Consider the following 16,983-nt stretch of genomic DNA (forward strand, 5'->3'; position numbering starts at 1 on the left):
CATCGGTTATTTCCGACCGAAGTCGGCAGGTATCTCTCCCCATTTGGAGGTCTCCCATTTTTTTAGCGGCACATTGCGACGATTTTCTGCCAGCCATTTCTCAGCGCGTGCTATGATTTGGTAGAGTTCCTCGGTTCGAGCTGTCCGCGCCAAGGTTGTCTTACATTTTTTCGCGCGCACCCAGAGCAGCGCATTACGGCTGTCGCTGTAGATAGTCTTCTTTTCGCCTCGCTGCTTTAGCCATGCCAATCCGTGGACTATGGCGAGAAATTCGCCGATATTGTTCGTTCCCCAAACAGGTCCGAAATGAAAGACCTCTTGTCCCGTGGCCAGATCGACACCTCTATACTCCATCTTGCCAGGATTACCAGAGCAGGCAGCATCCACTGCCAGCGCGTTGGCCGTCACCTCGGGCGGGAGATTCAGTACAGTGTCGTGGCGATCTTCGGGCGGGTTGTCGGGCAACGCGCTAACGGAGCGGGTCTTTGTAGCCGTTGTGTCTTTTTTCCGTTGCGGACGGGCGGGTGCGCCGGCTTCATACGCTGCCTGCGCCTCGGCTCGTGTTGGAAAACTCTTGTAGCTGGCTCCTTCCGCACCATGCACCTGTTCGCGGCAGTCTGCCCACGATTCATAGATGCCTGGTTTGCGTCCTTGCCAAACTACATAGTATTTCTCCTTTGCCACAACTCTGCTTGTCAAAAGGTTTTACATGCGCTCTGGCATCTCAATGCCGAGCAGGCCCATACCTAAGCGAAGCACCTTGGCAACGTTGCGACTCAAAACCAGACGGAACTGACGTTTGTTTTCATCTGTTTCGCCCAGCACTTTATAGTCGTGGTAGAACTGGTTGTACTCTTTTGCCAATTCGTAGCAGTAGTTAGCAATCGCATTGGGGGCAAATTCCTCGCCGGCCTGGCGCACTACGCTGGCGAAGTCGCTAAGATGCTGAACAACGGCTTCTTCCTTCGTAGAGATTTCAGGCGTAGCGGCAAAGTTGCACGAAACCTGCATCTGCTCAGCTTCGGCCTTGCGAAGGATGGAACGGATGCGGGCGTAGGTATATTGAATGAATGGACCGGTATTACCATTGAAGTCGATGCTCTCTGCTGGATTGAAGAGCATGTTCTTGCGGGCGTCAACTTTTAGGAGGAAGTATTTCAGCGCGCCGAGGCCTACAATGCGAGCCACTTCGTCTTTCTCTTCTTCCGTACGTTCGCCAAACTTTCCGGCAGCATCAATGGTCTGACGAGCCTGACGTTTCATTTCAGCGATTAAGTCGTCGGCGTCAACAACAGTTCCCTCGCGGCTCTTCATCTTACCATTGGGCAGCTCAACCATACCATAGGAGAAATGAACAAGACTCTTGCCCCATTCGAAGCCCAGTTTGTCGAGCAGGATACTCAAGACTTGGAAATGGTAGTTCTGCTCGTTGCCAACAACGTAAACCATCTTGTCGATGGGATAATCGTTGAAACGCATCTCAGCAGTACCAATGTCTTGGGTCATATAAACGGACGTACCGTCAGAACGAAGCAATAGTTTCTGATCCAGTCCCTCTGCCGTGAGATCTGCCCAAACGGAGTTGTCCGCCTTGCGGATGAAGAGGTTTTTCTCCAAGCCTTCTTCCACCTTCTTGCGGCCAACGAGGTAGGTATTACTTTCATAGTAGATTTTATCAAAGCTAACGCCAAGTGCCTTGTAGGTCTCATCGAATCCGGCATACACCCAGCTGTTCATCTTCTCCCAAAGCGCGCGCACTTCCGCATCGCCTTGTTCCCATTTCACGAGCATTTCGTGAGCTTCCTTGATGAGCGGAGCTTCTTGTTCGGCCTTTGCTTTGGCATCCTCTTCGTTCAGCCCCTCCGCCATATAGCGTGCTTGCAGTTCTTTGACCTCTTCGCGGTAGTGCTTATCGAAAGCCACGTAGTAGTCGCCAATGAGGTGGTCGCCCTTCTTTCCGCTGGTCTCGGGAGTTTCTCCGTTGCCATATTTCACCCATGCGAGCATGGATTTGCAAATGTGGATGCCGCGGTCGTTAACGATGTTGGTCTTCACAACGCGGTTACCGTTGGCTTCCTCAAGCTGAGCCAGTGACCAACCTAAGAGGTTGTTGCGCACGTGGCCCAGGTGGAGCGGTTTGTTGGTATTGGGCGAGGAATACTCTATCATCATCAACGGGCTCTGGTCTGTAACGGGCACGAAGCCGTACTTGTCGGCCGCGTCAATATCGGCCAAGAGCTCTATCCAAGCTTTGGGCGCGATGACGAGGTTCAAGAAGCCTTTCACTACGTTGAAACTCGCCACTATGTCGGTTTGCTGCAACTGTTCGCCTATTTCCTGTGCCACTTCCTCTGGCTTCTTGCGCGCCAGGCGTACGAAGGGGAACACCACGAGGGTCAGATGGCCTTCGAACTCTTTCTTAGTTTTTTGCAGCTGTACTTGCTTCTCGTCGATCTGCTGCCCGTAGAGCGTTTCAACCGCTTTCTGCACGGCAGCGATCAGTGCTATTTCTATTTTCATTCCGATTTATTGATTATTCTTCTATATTTATTAGCGAACAAAGATAGCTTTATCGGTGGGTAACACAAAGATTTTCACGAAGATTGTTAGCCCTCTCAACCGACACAAGGCACATATCGACCCGTTTCTCCCTTTTTCCGATCATTTTTAGCGTATTTCCCGAAAATTTTCTCCACTCCCGTCCGTCGGTTTCTTTATTGTATTTTTCAGCTTCCTTATTGGGTCGGCTGACACAATAAGGCTATCAGCTAACAGCCTTATTGTACGGACGCTTTTCTGCTGCGTTCTTTTCGATGGCTACCACCTGCGCTCGATTTCGAGCCAGCCACGAGCAGCTAAAATTAAGAATTCTGTTTACAAAAATATGCTATTTTTCATCGTCTTTCTCAGACTCGTCCGACCTGTCGGACTTGTCCAAAACTCTCTCCCACGAATTTTCACAAAAAGGGCGAACACCCACGAATATGATAGAGAAATTCGTAAACATTCGCCCTTTTCGTAAAAATTCGTGGGCTAAAACCGCAAGCAAATTACTGCTTTTTCCGCCCTATTACATTCTTGATTTTATCAACTATATTCGTTTTCTTTCTCAGCAAGTTCCAAGCGAACCACAGACTAAGGGCAAGCACGGGCAAGCCCAAGAGAAGTTTCACTCCCCAGCTGGCCACAGTGGCCGCTCCGATACCTGCCACCAAAAGGGCATACTGCACGATGCAACGCAGCAGTGTGCGGCGTTCGAAGCGAAAGTCATAGACGCGAGCATAAACCAGCGAGATATTGATAAGATCAAAGAGATTGGCCAACGAGAGGGCGATACCTGCCCCCACAATACCGCGAACGTGATACCCCACTATGACGAGCACCGTGAACACTACGTTGTAAAGAAATTCCATCAAAAAATAGAGCCGCGAATGGCCTCGCGCCAACGGCAGATAGGCGATGGGCGTATAAACAGCCTTGAAATACATAAATGAAAGGCCGCAAAGCACCATCGAAACCACGGGGAGGAATTCGGGGGTATAGAGCACGCGAACAATAATAGGGAGAAATAGCGCGAAAGCTATGAGAAACGGAGCCATCAAGAGCACCAGTACATCAATTTGACGGTTGATGGCGTTGTTGCGCCGCTTGCGGTCGTCGCCAGCAGCACTGAGTCGAGGGAAGAAGTCGGCATCCATGGCCACAAAAGCCAGGCGCGCGTAGGAAACAATGAGGGTCACACCCACAGCATAAAGACCGGCGCGGTTCAAGCTCGTGGAATTAGTGACATAAGAGCGCACAATGAGTTCTGCTCCGCTGCCGATGGTCCCTGCCAGTATGTAAGCCCCACCCAACTTCAATAAATGGCCGCCGCTCTTCATAAGCTTCATGCTCCGAAGCCCAACGCGGTAGGGATAGTCGCGTGTTGTGGCGTAGAGATTCAGCAGGCAGACAGCAGCCGTAGTAGACAGCAGCACGGGAATAACGCCGTGCAACTCCAGCAACCAGTAGGCAGGAATGGTTATGAGCATCGTGACCAGCGCTCCCAAAGCACTGATGGCGGCCATCTGCTTGAGGCGCTGCAACCCCTTCAAGATGGCCACTTCTCCGCCCGTGATGGCCAAGATTCCCACCATGGGAGCTACCAAGACAAAGCCTTTAGTGGTATGGAAGTCGGAGAGCGTGAAATAGCTCAGTAATGGAGCGGACAAAAGGCATATCAGCGTGCCGAGGAGAGCCGTGACGAGTGCCCACGAACGTATGAGGCGGATATACATCTTTATGGCTTCCTCCTTTCCCTGCTCGTGAAGTTCCGACAGTCGGCGCACAGCACTGAAGCCAATACCGAAGTTGGTCATGTTCGCTATGAGGTCGACGGCGCGGTTATAGGTCTCCACCAATCCGATACCCCAAGCCCCGATGAACATAGCCGTGAATTTGTTTCGGACTATAGACATCAGTATATAGAACACTTGTACGCCGCCCAACAAGCCGGTGTATTTCAGAACATGATTATAGGTGTCTTTTTTCATGTATAGGAAAAAGGTTTCACACCATAGGGAGACTCTGGCCGGAGATTTTGCGATAAAGGTCGAGCGCAAAGACGTCGGTCATGCCGCTTAGGTAGTCGAGAACGGCCATAATGCGGGTGGAGAGATTCTCTGAATGAAGTTCGTACTGACGGGAGGCCTGGCTCAACAAAAGGCGGGAGTAGGCCTTTTCGGGGGAGAGAACGGCGTCGGTCATAAGTTCGAGGAGCGTATAAATAATATGATAACCGGCCAAGTCCACATCCGTCACTTCCTTGGCCTTATAAATCCTGCTGGCGGCTACTTCCTCGCAACGTTTGTAGGCAGTTTTCAGTGGCTCGGGCAAATGTCCGATGAGCGTTCCTTCAAATGTTCCCGCCAAGATCTCTTCTTCGTGGTCGAGGAATACGCGGACGCAAGCTTGCTCCAAAGCATTGATAACACAGGAGCGATAATAAACGATGCGGTCATTGAAGTCCGTCACCACATCATAGGACTGCTGAAGACGCTGACGGGTTTGCTCATCAAAGAAGCCGAGAAGCAAAGCCTCCGTCCGCTCGTCCGAAAGCAGACGCAGCTTGTGGGCGTCCTCAATGTCCATTATTTCATAGCAAATATCATCGGCCGCCTCAACGAGATAGACCAACGGATAGCGGGCATAAGAAAGTGTGTCGGGATGTGAAGCAGAGCGAGGGATTCCCAGTTCGTTGGCAATCTTCAAATAATCCTCGCTTTCAGTATAAAAGAAGCCAAACTTGGAACGCTTACCGGCCAGATGGGAGCAACGGGGATATTTAACAATAGAAGCCAGCGTGGAATAAGTCATAACGAAGCCGCCGCGGCGATGTCCGTTGAACTGATGGGTAAGTAGGCGAAAGGCGTTGGCATTACCATCGAAGTTGGTAATATCTGCCCATGTGTCGGCCGACAATTGCTCACGGAGCATCGCGCCGCGCCCTTCGAGAAAAAAACTGCGTATGGCGCGCTCGCCACTATGTCCGAAAGGCGGATTGCCCATATCATGGGCCAAACAAGCAGCACTAACAATCGAGCCGAGAGCATCCATATCTGCGCGATCCAGATGGGGATGCCGGTGGAGAAGTTCGTTGCCAATGTCAGTACCTAAAGAGCGCCCCACGCTCGACACCTCAAGAGAATGGGTCAGACGGTTGTGGACAAAGATACTTCCTGGCAAGGGAAAAACTTGTGTCTTATTCTGCATGCGGCGAAAGGCCGATGAAAAGATAAGACGGTCGTAGTCGCGCTGAAATTCGGTGCGTCGTTCATTTACTACGCGGTATTCATCTTCCTTACCAAAACGCTTGTAGGAGATAAGTTGCTTCCAATCCATACTATACTTCTTTTTGTCCCTCCCATAAGGAAGTGGAAATGCAAAAATACGGTAAAAAACTATGCAGCCCGCTGATTTTCCATAAAATATGGAAGTATGTAAACGCTTTTCAGTAATTTTGTTCCCTATTCCAAACAAGAGAATTTCCATGAAGATAGAAATTGTCAACCGCTCCCACCACGCGCTGCCTAAGTATGAGACGCCGCTCAGTGCGGGCATGGATTTGCGTGCCAACCTCGATACTTCCATCACGCTGCAACCTTTGGAGCGTTGCATCGTGCCCACGGGACTTTTCATAGCTCTACCCGAGGGCTACGAAGCTCAAGTGCGGCCACGCTCAGGACTGGCTATAAAGAAAGGCATCACCTGCCTAAACACGCCGGGAACTATCGACGCCGACTATAGAGGTGAGATAGGAGTCATCCTCATCAATCTTTCGCGCGACGCCTTTACTATCAACGACGGCGACCGTATTGCGCAGATGGTTGTAGCCCGCCACGAAGCGGTGGAGTGGACACCTGTTGAACAGCTCAACGATACCGAGCGCGGCGCAGGTGGCTTCGGTCACAGCGGAGAAAAATGATATTGAAAGATACGTATAAAGTGAAGAATAGTTGGAAATATCAGATGTGGGCGCACAGCTGCTTGCTGGTTGTGCTGCTACTTTCCGTTGGTTGCTCCGCGCCGCAGACTGCTGGACAAAATAAGGATGCGGCACAGCATGAAGTGTCTCACCGCACGCTTTCTTATGAGCAGCAGCGACGCTTCAATGATCTCTATCTCGAGGCGGTACGTCAGCGTGAAAAGAACAATTATGATGCTTCTTACGACTTACTTACTGGGGCTTTGGAACTGAATCCTGATGCCTCCGAGGCTGTTTTTGATATGGCCCTCCTAAAGATTGCCCAAGGTGGGGCATTTGACACGACACTTGTTAATGAAGGCGATTCATTGCTGCGGCGTGCTGTGGATTTAGCCCCAGCAAATCGTTTCTACAAAGAAACTCTCGCTAACGAACTCATTCGCCGCGCCGATTTCAAAGGAGCTACGCAGCTCTACGAAGAACTTGCTGCCGTGGAGCCTTCGGAGGAAACGCTCGGCACTTTGATGAAACTATACGAGCAAACTGGAAACTTTCAAGGAGCTATACAAACAATCAACCGCTTAGAGGACATAGTGGGCCCCAACGAGGACTTAGCGCTCGAGAAGTTTCAGATGTACATTGGTCAGAAGGATGATGACCACGCCTACAAAACGATTGAGGATCTCTGCGCCGAATATCCCAATGAACTCAAGTATCGCGTTCTTCTGGGCGACCTATATTTCCAAAATGGACATCCCGAGCAGGCAGCGATGGTATACCGCGACGTACTGACTTCTGAACCCGACAACGCGTTTGCTCAAATCTCCATGCTGGCATACTACAACCAGACGCACCAAGATTCGCTCTATCAACAGATGGTTCGAGAGGTGGTGCTCAATCCGCAAACGCAAAGCGACGCTAAAGTAGAGGCCATGCGTGGCTACATTGGAACAACGACTCAAAAAGGGGACTCGCTCGCTGCTCTCCCCCTCTTCCGCGAAGCTTTAGACCAGCCGCAGGCAGATAGGTCCTTGGCTGAACTTTGCGCCTATTATGTTGCGGCACTCGATATGCCTGTCGATTCGCTTGCACCTATAATGAACAAAATTCTGGAAGTAGAGCCAGACTACAAGCAAGCCCGTTTGCAGCTGCTTCAGATAGCTATAAATCATCAGAACCAAAAGGAAGTGTTGCGCCTCTGCCGCGAAGGTATCAACTACTCCCCTTCGGAAATCGTTTTCTACTACTACGAGGGTGCTACACTCCTTCAGCAAGACCGCACAGAGGAGGCGCTGAAAGTTCTCTATGAAGGTATCAGCAGAATTGATAATGAGAGCGACAAAGAAACGGCTTCCGATATGCTCAGCATGCTGGCTGACATCGAACACGAAAAGGGTCGCCACGAAAAAGCCTTTTCACTCTATAAACAGGCGGCAGATCTCAATCCAAACAACCTTCTTTGCCTCAACAATTACGCTTATTTTCTCAGCCTTGAACGACGTAATCTCGACCAGGCCGAAGCTATGAGTAAAAAGACAGTAGATGCCGAGCCGCAGAACGCTACTTATCTCGACACCTATGCTTGGATTCTCTACCAGAACCGTCGCTATCAGCAGGCGCGTATTTATATTGACCAAACCCTCAAACATACTCCCAACGACGAGGTAAGTGCCACGCTCTACCTCCATGCTGGCGATATATACTATCGTTGTGGCGACCGCCGTTCGGCCCTTGCCTTTTGGCGCAAGGCTCTCAACGTTTCTTCCGATAAAAAACAGCGTGCACAGCTGCGACGAAAAATTCAGCGCCGCCGCCCCTAAGCGTCAGCACCATTATCAAGCTCAAGAATATGAACATTCTGAAAATACTCCCTCTGGCAGCCCTCCTTTTGTCGGCTTGTCATACCACTAAAAACATTCAGAACACGACCGAACACACCAAAGCTATTGACAACGCCGAGGCAGCTTACAAAAGAAAGGTCGTTCAGAACGCACAGACTGCTAATTACCTCACCAGCCGCGTTAAGGTTAACATCAACGCTGCGGGAAAAAACATCAGCTGCAACGGGCGGCTCAATATGAAGCGCAATGATGTCATCCAACTCTCCCTTTCTTTCCTCGGCTTCGAAGTAGGCCGCCTCGAATTCACGCCGCAAAACGTTCTGCTTATTGATCGTATCAACAAGCAGTATTGTCGTGGCAACTACAACGAGGTTCGTTTTCTCCAGCAAGCTAATATTGATTTCTATTCGCTGCAAGCTATCTTCTGGAACGAGATTTTCGTTCCAGGACAACACAATGCTAACAATTCCCTCAACCGCTTCCATCTTTCATCGGCAGGCGACCACACATTGCTATCCCTACCTGACGCGCCGAAACTCGACTACCAGTTTCTGACACAAACCAGCACGGCATTGCTCGACCGCATCACCGTGCAGAGCAAACAAGCGGGGCAGAAAGGACAACTGGTGTGTAAATACGCTTCTTTTGTTAATGTGGGCGGAAAACCATTCCCAAAATCCATTACCCTTAATATAACGGGACTTGGAAAGGACGCTCAGCTCGATATCGAACTCACCGGCCCCAACAACAATAGCGACTGGGAAACTCGCACTACTGTGAAAGACACTTACAAGCAACGCTCAGCCGACGACATACTCGGCCGACTCATTCAAATGAATTAGTAGCACGGCTTCTGCCGCAAGAAGAAAACTATCTCCTATGCGAAAATATCTCGTATTCCTCCTGTTTGTTCTCATGTTGCCTCTGACCATCCACGCGCAGACGAAAAAAATTAATCGTCTGAAGGTGGAACGCACTGCCATGCAGAAAAAAATCAACGAATCAGAACAACTCCTCAACACCACAAAGAAAGACGTCCGTTCGCAGCTCAACAACCTGCTCGTCCTTAACACGCAGATTGGCGAACAGCAGAAATATGTTGAAGGCATACAGAACGAAATGGTTGTTCTTACCAACAACCTCAGCGTACTGGAGAAAGAACTCAGCGTATTGCAGCAAGAGCTCAATATCGTTAAGCAAAAATACCATCGCGCAGTTCTCTACACTTTCCGCAATAAGTTGCTCAACAACAAGTGGCTCTTCATCCTCAACGCTCGTAGTTTTAACGATATGTACCGCCGTATGCGCTATGTGAACAACTACAGCAAATATCAAAAGGTACAGGGCGAAATCATCCGCGAGAAGGAAGAAGCCATTCAGAAGAAGAAGAACCAGATTCTCGGCATCAAGACGGAGAAAAACCAACTGCTCGTTGAGGGACGCCAACAACAGCAAGCGCTCCATGGCAAAAGAGTGCAGCAGCAGCAAGTGGTAAACGAGCTGAACCAGAAACAAAAGGAGTTGCAAACTTCCATAGCGCAGCAACGCCAGAAGTACGCTTCTCTCAACGCTCAGATAGATCGCCTCATCCAGGCCGAAATTGCCGCAGCAGCTCGCCGCCGTGCTGCTGAAGAAGCCGCCCGAAAAGCGGCTGCCGAGAAGGCGCGCAAAGCTGCCGCTGAAGCAGCTGCTCGCAAGAAGAAGCAGGAAGAAGAAGCACGCCGTGCCGCAGCGGCAAAAGCGGCAGCAGCCAAAGCCGCCGAAGCTAAGAAAGCCGCCGAAAAAGCTGCCGCAGAAGCAAAGGCAGCAGCGGCCAAAGCGGCAGCTGCAAAAACTGCCGCAGCCAAGAAAGCAGCAGCTGAGAAAGCACAACAAGCTCGCGCAGCAGCCCAAGCTGCTGTAACAAAAGCAGCCGAAGCTAAAAAGGCTGAAGCAGCTAAAAATGCTCCTAACCGCTACGATACGCCAGAACCCACACCTACATTCTCTGCGGCCGACAATATGGACCGTGCCATCAGTGGTGGCTTTGCAGCCAACCGCGGTCGCCTGCCAATGCCTATCACAGGTAGTTTTGCCGTCACCGCACGCTATGGCTCTTACAACGTAAACGGCCTAAACGGAATTCGTCTTGACAACAAGGGTATCAACATTACGGGACACCCTGGTGCACAGGCGCGCGCTGTCTACAGAGGTCAGGTGACATCCATCTTCTCCCTCGGAGGTATGTACAATGTCATTGTCCGCCACGGCGAATACATGACCGTTTATTGCAACCTCTCTTCTGTCTCTGTCCACAACGGGCAACAAGTAAACGGAGGTCAAACCCTCGGCGCTGTAGCTCCCGACGGTTCGGGCAACTGCACGCTCCATTTCCAAATTCGCAAAGAAACCGCTACTCTCAACCCGCAAGCGTGGTTGAGGTGATGGGAGATAATTAAGAGCCTTTCCAATTCAATGGGGAGCCCCCTCCATCTCCCCCATGAGGGGGAGTGATCGGCTGCCACTTATCGCAGGATTCTTTGATGACTTATTGGATTTCTGATTTCTCAGCTTTGGTTTTCTGACTGGTCGGACTAGTCGGACAAGTCAGAGGACTGAATCTCCGACAAGTCGGACCAGTCTGACTAGTCCGAGAACCAAAGCTGAGCACTCCCCCTTATGGGGGAGGTGGAGGGGGCTTAAAAATATCAATAATCTTCTTACTTTTCTCCCCCCACAAACGCCACAAAACCTTCCACAAAAGGGAGAGAGTGAGCAACTCCACCTTTCTGAACGCAAATATCCTTATTGCGTCAGCCGATACAATAAGGGCGCCGGCCAACAGAATAAGGAAGCCAGCAGACACAATAAGGAAATTAACGAAGAGGTACAGACTCATTTTAGGAAAAATCCGACCGAAAATGAAGGAAAAACTATGAAAAACAGCACTACCTGCTACTTTCTCCACCATTTTATCAAATCTGTCACACCAAAAAGTGGGCAAAAATTGATGCAGATGGGGCAGATTCTCCTTTTTCAGCATCATGCTGCTGAATATATTTTATCAATAAATTAGCAACTTTTTTAGATTCTTATTTAAGTACATACTCCAAGAAGCAGCAGAGGGGATTGTTCCAAAGTAGATGCAATCCCGTCAGTTTCTGAGCCCTCATTTGCTGAACGTCACGAATAATTCCACGCGTGGCGTTTTCTATTTTCGCGCTTATCATTACTTTTGTATCATAATATAAACAGAAGAAAATGAAACTCATTCATACTGCCGACTGGCACTTGGGCAATAGTTTTCACCGACACGATCGTGAGGGGGAATTCACCCATTTCTTGCGCTGGATGCTCGAAACGCTCCGCCAGCAGCAGCCCGACGCGTTGCTCATCAGCGGCGACGTGTTCGATTCGGCCAATCCCTCGGTCCGTGCGGAAGAAATGTTCTATCAGTTTCTCAACGATGCTACGGAGACCGTTCCAGGTATTCAAATCGTCATCACAGCTGGTAATCACGATTCGGCAGGCCGATTGGAAGCTCCGCAAGCCTTGTTGAAAACTCACAACATCTATGTGCGCGGACTCATACACCGCAACAAGGAAGGAGAGATAGACTTCGACGAGTATCTCCTCCCTTTGAGTTTGCGCGATGATGCCGAAGCGCGCGTGGTTTGCTTTGCCATTCCCTATCTGCGCAGTGGCGACTATCCAGCAGGAATGTCCGTGGAAGAGGGTTTGCGCTATTTCCTCAATGGTTTGCAGAAGCGTTTTCGCAAATCGCCCTTTAAGGTATTGCCCACTGTGGCTTGTGCTCACTACTATGCTGCAGGGGCCGATATCAACGCCGAAGAACACAGCGAACGCCTCGTGGTGGGCGGTCAGGACCGCGTAGATGCCGACATCATGGGTGAAGGATTCAGCTATGTAGCTTTGGGCCATATCCACAAAGCCCAGCAAGTGAGCAGCAACACCTACTATGCCGGATCGGCTCTCCCAATGAGTTTCAGCGAAAGGTTCTATCATCACGGCGTGGAAATGGTGGAAATCGGTGAAGACGGCGAAACTGTTGTGAGCCATCTTGAATACAACCCTTTGCGCCATTTGCTCACCATTCCGGCCAAAGGATCTGCCACTCCGGCCACTATTATGGATGAAATCTATAAGCTGCCGGAGCGCGAAAAGAAGGACAATGGCGAAGCATGGCCCTATCTGGAACTCCGCGTACTGGAGGAACAACCAGAACCAAACTTCCTCCACGAGGTGACGGAAGCCTTGAGCACAAAAGCAGTACTCTTCTGCCGCATGACGCGCGAAACACCGAAAACGAGTTCTCCTACTTCCGCAACAACAGAAAGCATCGAAACCATACGCAATCTGACCCCCATGGAAATGGCTCAAATGGTGTTCGACAGTCGCTACGGCAGCGAAATGCCCGACTCCCTCCGCCTGCGTTTCGAACAAGCAGAAAAGGAATGTACCGATATTTAACTGAGCAGAATATACTACGGTGAAAATAGATAAGATAATCCTCTCCAACCTCACCTCCTTTGAAGGAGAACAGGTCATTGACTTCACAGCCGAACCGCTGCGTTCGGCTGGTCTCTTCGCTATTTGTGGCGATACGGGCGCGGGCAAATCCACACTGCTCGATGCCATCTGTTTGGCGCTCTACGATGAAGCCCCGCGCCTCGACAACGCTGAACGGCTGAACAAAGAAATGCTATCGCAGGACGACAGCGTGGTGAAAAATCTTCAGACCTACGACACGCGAAATCTCTTGCGCCGAGGAAAGAAAGAAGCTTATGCACGGGTAGAATTCACTATGCCCGACGGAGCGCGCTATGAGGCTGGCTGGAGCTGCCGCATGAAGCGCACGGGCAACTATGATGATGTGCAACGCTCCTTCCGTCAGCTCGCGCCAAAGAAGACTACTTTCAACGGTCGCAATAGTGAAATACAACAGAAAATCACAGAAATTATCGGACTCGATTATACGCAATTTTCGCGCACCGTGATGCTGGCGCAGAACAGTTTTGCCACTTTTCTGCAAGCTAAGAAGAGCGATAAGTCGTCGCTATTGGAAAAACTCACAGGTACGGACATCTACGGCCGTATCTCGCAGAAAATCCACGAACTACACGCTGATGCTGAAAAGCAGGTGCTGGAACTGGATAGCAATATCAAAGGTTTGCTCAGCTACTGCCTGACGCCTGAAGAACTCGACGAACTCAACAACGAGATTCATCAGAAGACCGCTACCCATAAGTTTGTGGGCGAAAAACAGAAAAGCATTGATGAGCAACTACTGTGGTTCAATAATTATACACAAACCAAAACCCAACTGGAAGCTGCCGAAAACCACAACATGGAAGCCCAGAAGCGCGTGGTTGAAATGAGAGGCGAACAGCTCAAACTGGAACGCTACGACTCTGTGCAGGAGGTGTTGCCGCTCTTCCAAAAGATAGAGGTGCGCGCCAACGACATAGAGCAGCTCAAAGCCCAGGACGAAGAGATTATGAGCCAACTATCAGATTGCAGAACGCGCCTGAAGCAGGCTACTTCGGCTCTCGACACCAGCAAAGAGCAAACGGCCGATGCCGAGAACGAACAAATGCGTTGGCAGCCGGCTATCAATCAAGGAAATAAGCTATCGGGCGAAATTTCAGAAGCGGAAAATCAGGTGACAAAGCTCTTGCAGCAACTCAAACAAGCGCAGGACACACTCATAGATAGGCAAACGCGCTATCGTGAGAAACTCGCCGTGATGGAAAAAACGGAGGAGGAAATCAAAGAAAAGGAACTCCACCGACAGACACTGAATGTGCACCGCGTTATGTTTGATAAGTTCGAACTTGTCAAGGACAAACTGGCGAGTTTCCGAACGGAATCCACACAGAATGCGCAGGACAACAACGAACTGAAAACGAAACAATCCGAACACAAGAATATCTCCGACACTTTGGAGCGTTTGGAGAAAAAACAGCAGGAGGATCAAGCACAACTCAACAGACTAAAATCAGAATTGCTCATTCATCGCCAAGCCAATCAAGGACACAACGGCGACGAGCTCCAACTGCGCCTCTCGCAACTACGCAATCGCCTGCAAGGGCTCAAACCTGCACGCGAACTCTGGAAACGTATCGTGACGGGCTATGAACGTATTGACGAACGCCGGGCAAAAATTGCGCGCGACACGGGAAATCTCGAACAAACGCGTAAGGACTTGGAACGAACAAGACTGGAGATGACGGTGCGCAAAGAGGATGTCGAACGAAAGCGCGAGAGCTATATGCTCTCCAATAGTGAGAACATTCAGCGGTTACGCAAAAGTCTCAAAGAAGGTACGGCTTGCCCCGTTTGCGGTGCCACACATCATCCTTACCACACGGAGACACAACGCGAATTGGGCAATCTCATCGAAAACCTCAGTAAGGACTTCGAAGAGGCGGAGGAACTCCTCAAAACTTCGGAGCAGAAATTTTCGGAACTCTCTAATAAGTTGGCGGCCGATGAAGCTGAGCTGAAAGCGGATAAGACTTACCTGCAAGAACTTGAACAAAGTCAAGCGGCGGACGAAACAGAATGGCAAAACTATGTCTACCTCGATCCTTCATTCACCGACTGCTCACCAACCACCAACCGCAGTGCGCGTTTCACCCTCTTTGGTATGCTTATCGACAACGCAATGAAGAGTTGTGAGGAGTCTACAAAAGAAATGGACACCTTCAATCAGCACCAGAATCTCATCAACGAAATCACGGAGAAGATTGAGCAATTCAATACGCGTATTCAGAACAACGAAAACCAAGTAAACACGTTCCGCTCTGACCTGAAGATAAAGCAGTCCGACATTGAGCGACTGCAACAAAACCTCCACAGAAGCGACCGCGTTTGCAGCGAACTCTACCGCGACCTTGACAGCATGATTACGCTCTCAAGTTGGCTGACAGAATGGCAAAAGAACTCGGACAACTTCCGCCTGCGCCTCAACAATCTCTTCGAGGATTGGAACCGCACCAATAACAGCCTGGAGGATTTGAACGGCAAAATCAACATCCTGCGCGAGGAAGTGAAGACCATGAAGGACAACGAAACAGAAGCCAACCGCCAACTGGTGCAGGCGCGCGACGAAAAGGATGCTGCCCTTCAACGACTCAACGACAAGCGCGAGGAGATGCGCCGCCTCTTTGGCGAATCTTCGCCCAGCCTCGAGGAGGAACGCCTCAAGAAGTATATCGCCGGTATGTTGCAAGCACAGCAGAAAGCACAGGAGGCTTTCGACCGCACCAACAACGAACTTAACCGGCTGGAGGGGCAACATAAAAATTTGGAGAAAACGCGCCTACAAAAACAAGAGGAATACAGCGACGGAATGTCCCAAATGGACTTATGGATTCTCAAGTTCAACGGAACGCACGCTCCTATACAAATGACTGAGCTAAAGCAGATTTTCTCCGACACACGCAACTGGAACGAGTTACGCACCAATCTCGATTCGCGCAAGAAGGCAGCAACGCTCGCAGCGCACCAAGTGGAACAGGTGCGCAAAGCACTGCTCCAACTACAGGCTGAAAGCAATCGTCCTGCCAATACTGACGACAACACGCGCCAACAGCTCATCGAAGAGCAGCAAGCACTCATCGAACAGCAAGCACAACTCAACGAAGCAATCGTGGGCTTGCGCACACGCCTACAGGCCCATAACAACAGCATTGCTCAATCCCAAGAGCGGAAAGAAGAGTTCCAAAAAGCAAAAGACAACGCAGCCGAATGGCAACGATTGGACCACTTGCTCGGTTCGGCCGATGGAAAGAAATTCCGCGAACTGGCGCAGAGCTACACATTCCGTTTCCTCGTCAACCACGCCAATGTGCAGTTGGAGAAGTTCTGCCCGCGCTATCGCCTGCAAAACATGCCCGGCACACTGATGCTCGAAATCATCGACCGCGATATGTTCGACCAAAAACGCTATGTCACCTCGCTCAGCGGCGGGGAGACGTTCGTCGTTTCCTTAGCGTTAGCCCTCGGTCTGGCCAATCTGTCGTCCAGCGGTCTAAACATAGGTTCACTTTTCATTGATGAAGGTTTCGGCAACCTTGATCACGAAAGCCTCGAACTGGTGATGCAAGCTCTCTCAAGCCTCGAAGACTCGCAGGGAAGAAAGGTGGGCGTCATCAGTCATACCGACCAAATCCGCAACCAAATCAGCCCACAGATTCGAGTAGAGAAACTCCCCAGCAGCGGGCAGAGCCACATCACTATTGTCTAAATAGTCACAAATAAAATAAGGCTATCAGCAGATACAATAAGCGTATCAGTTGATAGCCTTATTCTGTCAGCTGACATCCTTATTGCGTCAGTTGATAGCCTTATTCTGTCAGCTGATAGCCTTATTGCGTCAGTCAGCACCTTTATAGCAATGGAGCACAGAACAAAGAAAACTATATCTATACATGCTCTCCCTCCTCCCTACATTTTGTTTTTTCATCGTCACGTCGTCACGTTGTCACACTTTAGTCTTAACTATCTGATAACGTACATATTATAAGCGTGACAACAAGGTGACAATAAAATTTTGTTGTCACACTGCTGTCACGCTTATAAACAGCTATCTATCAACGCGTTTACACTTCCGTGACAACGTGACAACAAAATATATGTTTTTGCTGGTAGGAGTAGCATTATAAAAGTATTCTA

11 protein-coding genes are annotated in these 16,983 nt (G+C 50.1%); 6 read left to right on the top strand and 5 right to left on the bottom strand.

The window, feature by feature from the left end; genetic code table 11:
* Positions 1-6: 6 nt before the first annotated feature.
* From ABLA33_RS04515 to dgt, 4 genes are all read right to left on the bottom strand, one after another.
* The gene (locus tag ABLA33_RS04515; protein WP_347719417.1) at positions 7-684 is read right to left on the bottom strand and encodes a ribonuclease H family protein; all 678 of its coding nucleotides are present in this window, start codon (positions 682-684) and stop codon (positions 7-9) included.
* A gap of 21 nt (positions 685-705) precedes the next feature.
* Positions 706-2,520, bottom strand: coding sequence for an arginine--tRNA ligase (gene argS / locus ABLA33_RS04520; protein ID WP_347719406.1), 1,815 nt, complete (start codon positions 2,518-2,520; stop codon positions 706-708).
* 530 nt (positions 2,521-3,050) lie between these two features.
* Complete coding sequence (locus ABLA33_RS04525) at positions 3,051-4,532, bottom strand: oligosaccharide flippase family protein (RefSeq protein ID WP_347719407.1); 1,482 nt, start codon at positions 4,530-4,532, stop codon at positions 3,051-3,053.
* A gap of 16 nt (positions 4,533-4,548) precedes the next feature.
* Positions 4,549-5,880, bottom strand: coding sequence for a dGTP triphosphohydrolase (dgt, locus tag ABLA33_RS04530; RefSeq protein ID WP_347719408.1), 1,332 nt, complete (start codon positions 5,878-5,880; stop codon positions 4,549-4,551).
* Between the two features lie 148 nt (positions 5,881-6,028).
* Here dgt and dut point away from each other — a divergent pair, with 148 nt between their 5' ends.
* From dut to ABLA33_RS04550, 4 genes are read left to right on the top strand one after another with little or no spacing between them, the layout of a single operon-like run.
* On the top strand, positions 6,029-6,463 hold the full coding sequence (dut, locus tag ABLA33_RS04535; protein WP_347719409.1) for a dUTP diphosphatase: 435 nt from the start codon (positions 6,029-6,031) through the stop codon (positions 6,461-6,463).
* Positions 6,460-8,283: a tetratricopeptide repeat protein gene (locus ABLA33_RS04540; RefSeq protein WP_347719410.1), complete on the top strand. Its 1,824-nt coding sequence runs from the start codon at positions 6,460-6,462 to the stop codon at positions 8,281-8,283. The genes dut and ABLA33_RS04540 overlap by 4 nt, the downstream gene beginning before the upstream one ends.
* A gap of 29 nt (positions 8,284-8,312) precedes the next feature.
* Positions 8,313-9,146, top strand: a complete 834-nt coding sequence (locus ABLA33_RS04545; RefSeq protein WP_347719411.1) for a DUF4292 domain-containing protein — start codon at positions 8,313-8,315, stop codon at positions 9,144-9,146.
* A 37-nt stretch (positions 9,147-9,183) separates the two neighbouring features.
* Positions 9,184-10,728, top strand: a complete 1,545-nt coding sequence (locus ABLA33_RS04550; protein ID WP_347719412.1) for a peptidoglycan DD-metalloendopeptidase family protein — start codon at positions 9,184-9,186, stop codon at positions 10,726-10,728.
* 232 nt (positions 10,729-10,960) lie between these two features.
* On the opposite strand, the gene ABLA33_RS04555 is transcribed toward ABLA33_RS04550, so the two are convergent.
* Positions 10,961-11,329, bottom strand: coding sequence for a hypothetical protein (locus ABLA33_RS04555; protein ID WP_347719413.1), 369 nt, complete (start codon positions 11,327-11,329; stop codon positions 10,961-10,963).
* A gap of 215 nt (positions 11,330-11,544) precedes the next feature.
* On the opposite strand from ABLA33_RS04555, the gene ABLA33_RS04560 reads away from it, so the two are divergent.
* Together ABLA33_RS04560 and ABLA33_RS04565 are read left to right on the top strand one after the other, a co-directional pair.
* On the top strand, positions 11,545-12,774 hold the full coding sequence (locus ABLA33_RS04560; protein ID WP_347719414.1) for an exonuclease SbcCD subunit D: 1,230 nt from the start codon (positions 11,545-11,547) through the stop codon (positions 12,772-12,774).
* A 19-nt stretch (positions 12,775-12,793) separates the two neighbouring features.
* Positions 12,794-16,555: an AAA family ATPase gene (locus ABLA33_RS04565; protein ID WP_347719415.1), complete on the top strand. Its 3,762-nt coding sequence runs from the start codon at positions 12,794-12,796 to the stop codon at positions 16,553-16,555.
* Positions 16,556-16,983 lie beyond the last annotated feature (428 nt).

This window comes from uncultured Alloprevotella sp. (assembly GCF_963536905.1).
GTDB lineage: Bacteria > Bacteroidota > Bacteroidia > Bacteroidales > Bacteroidaceae > Alloprevotella.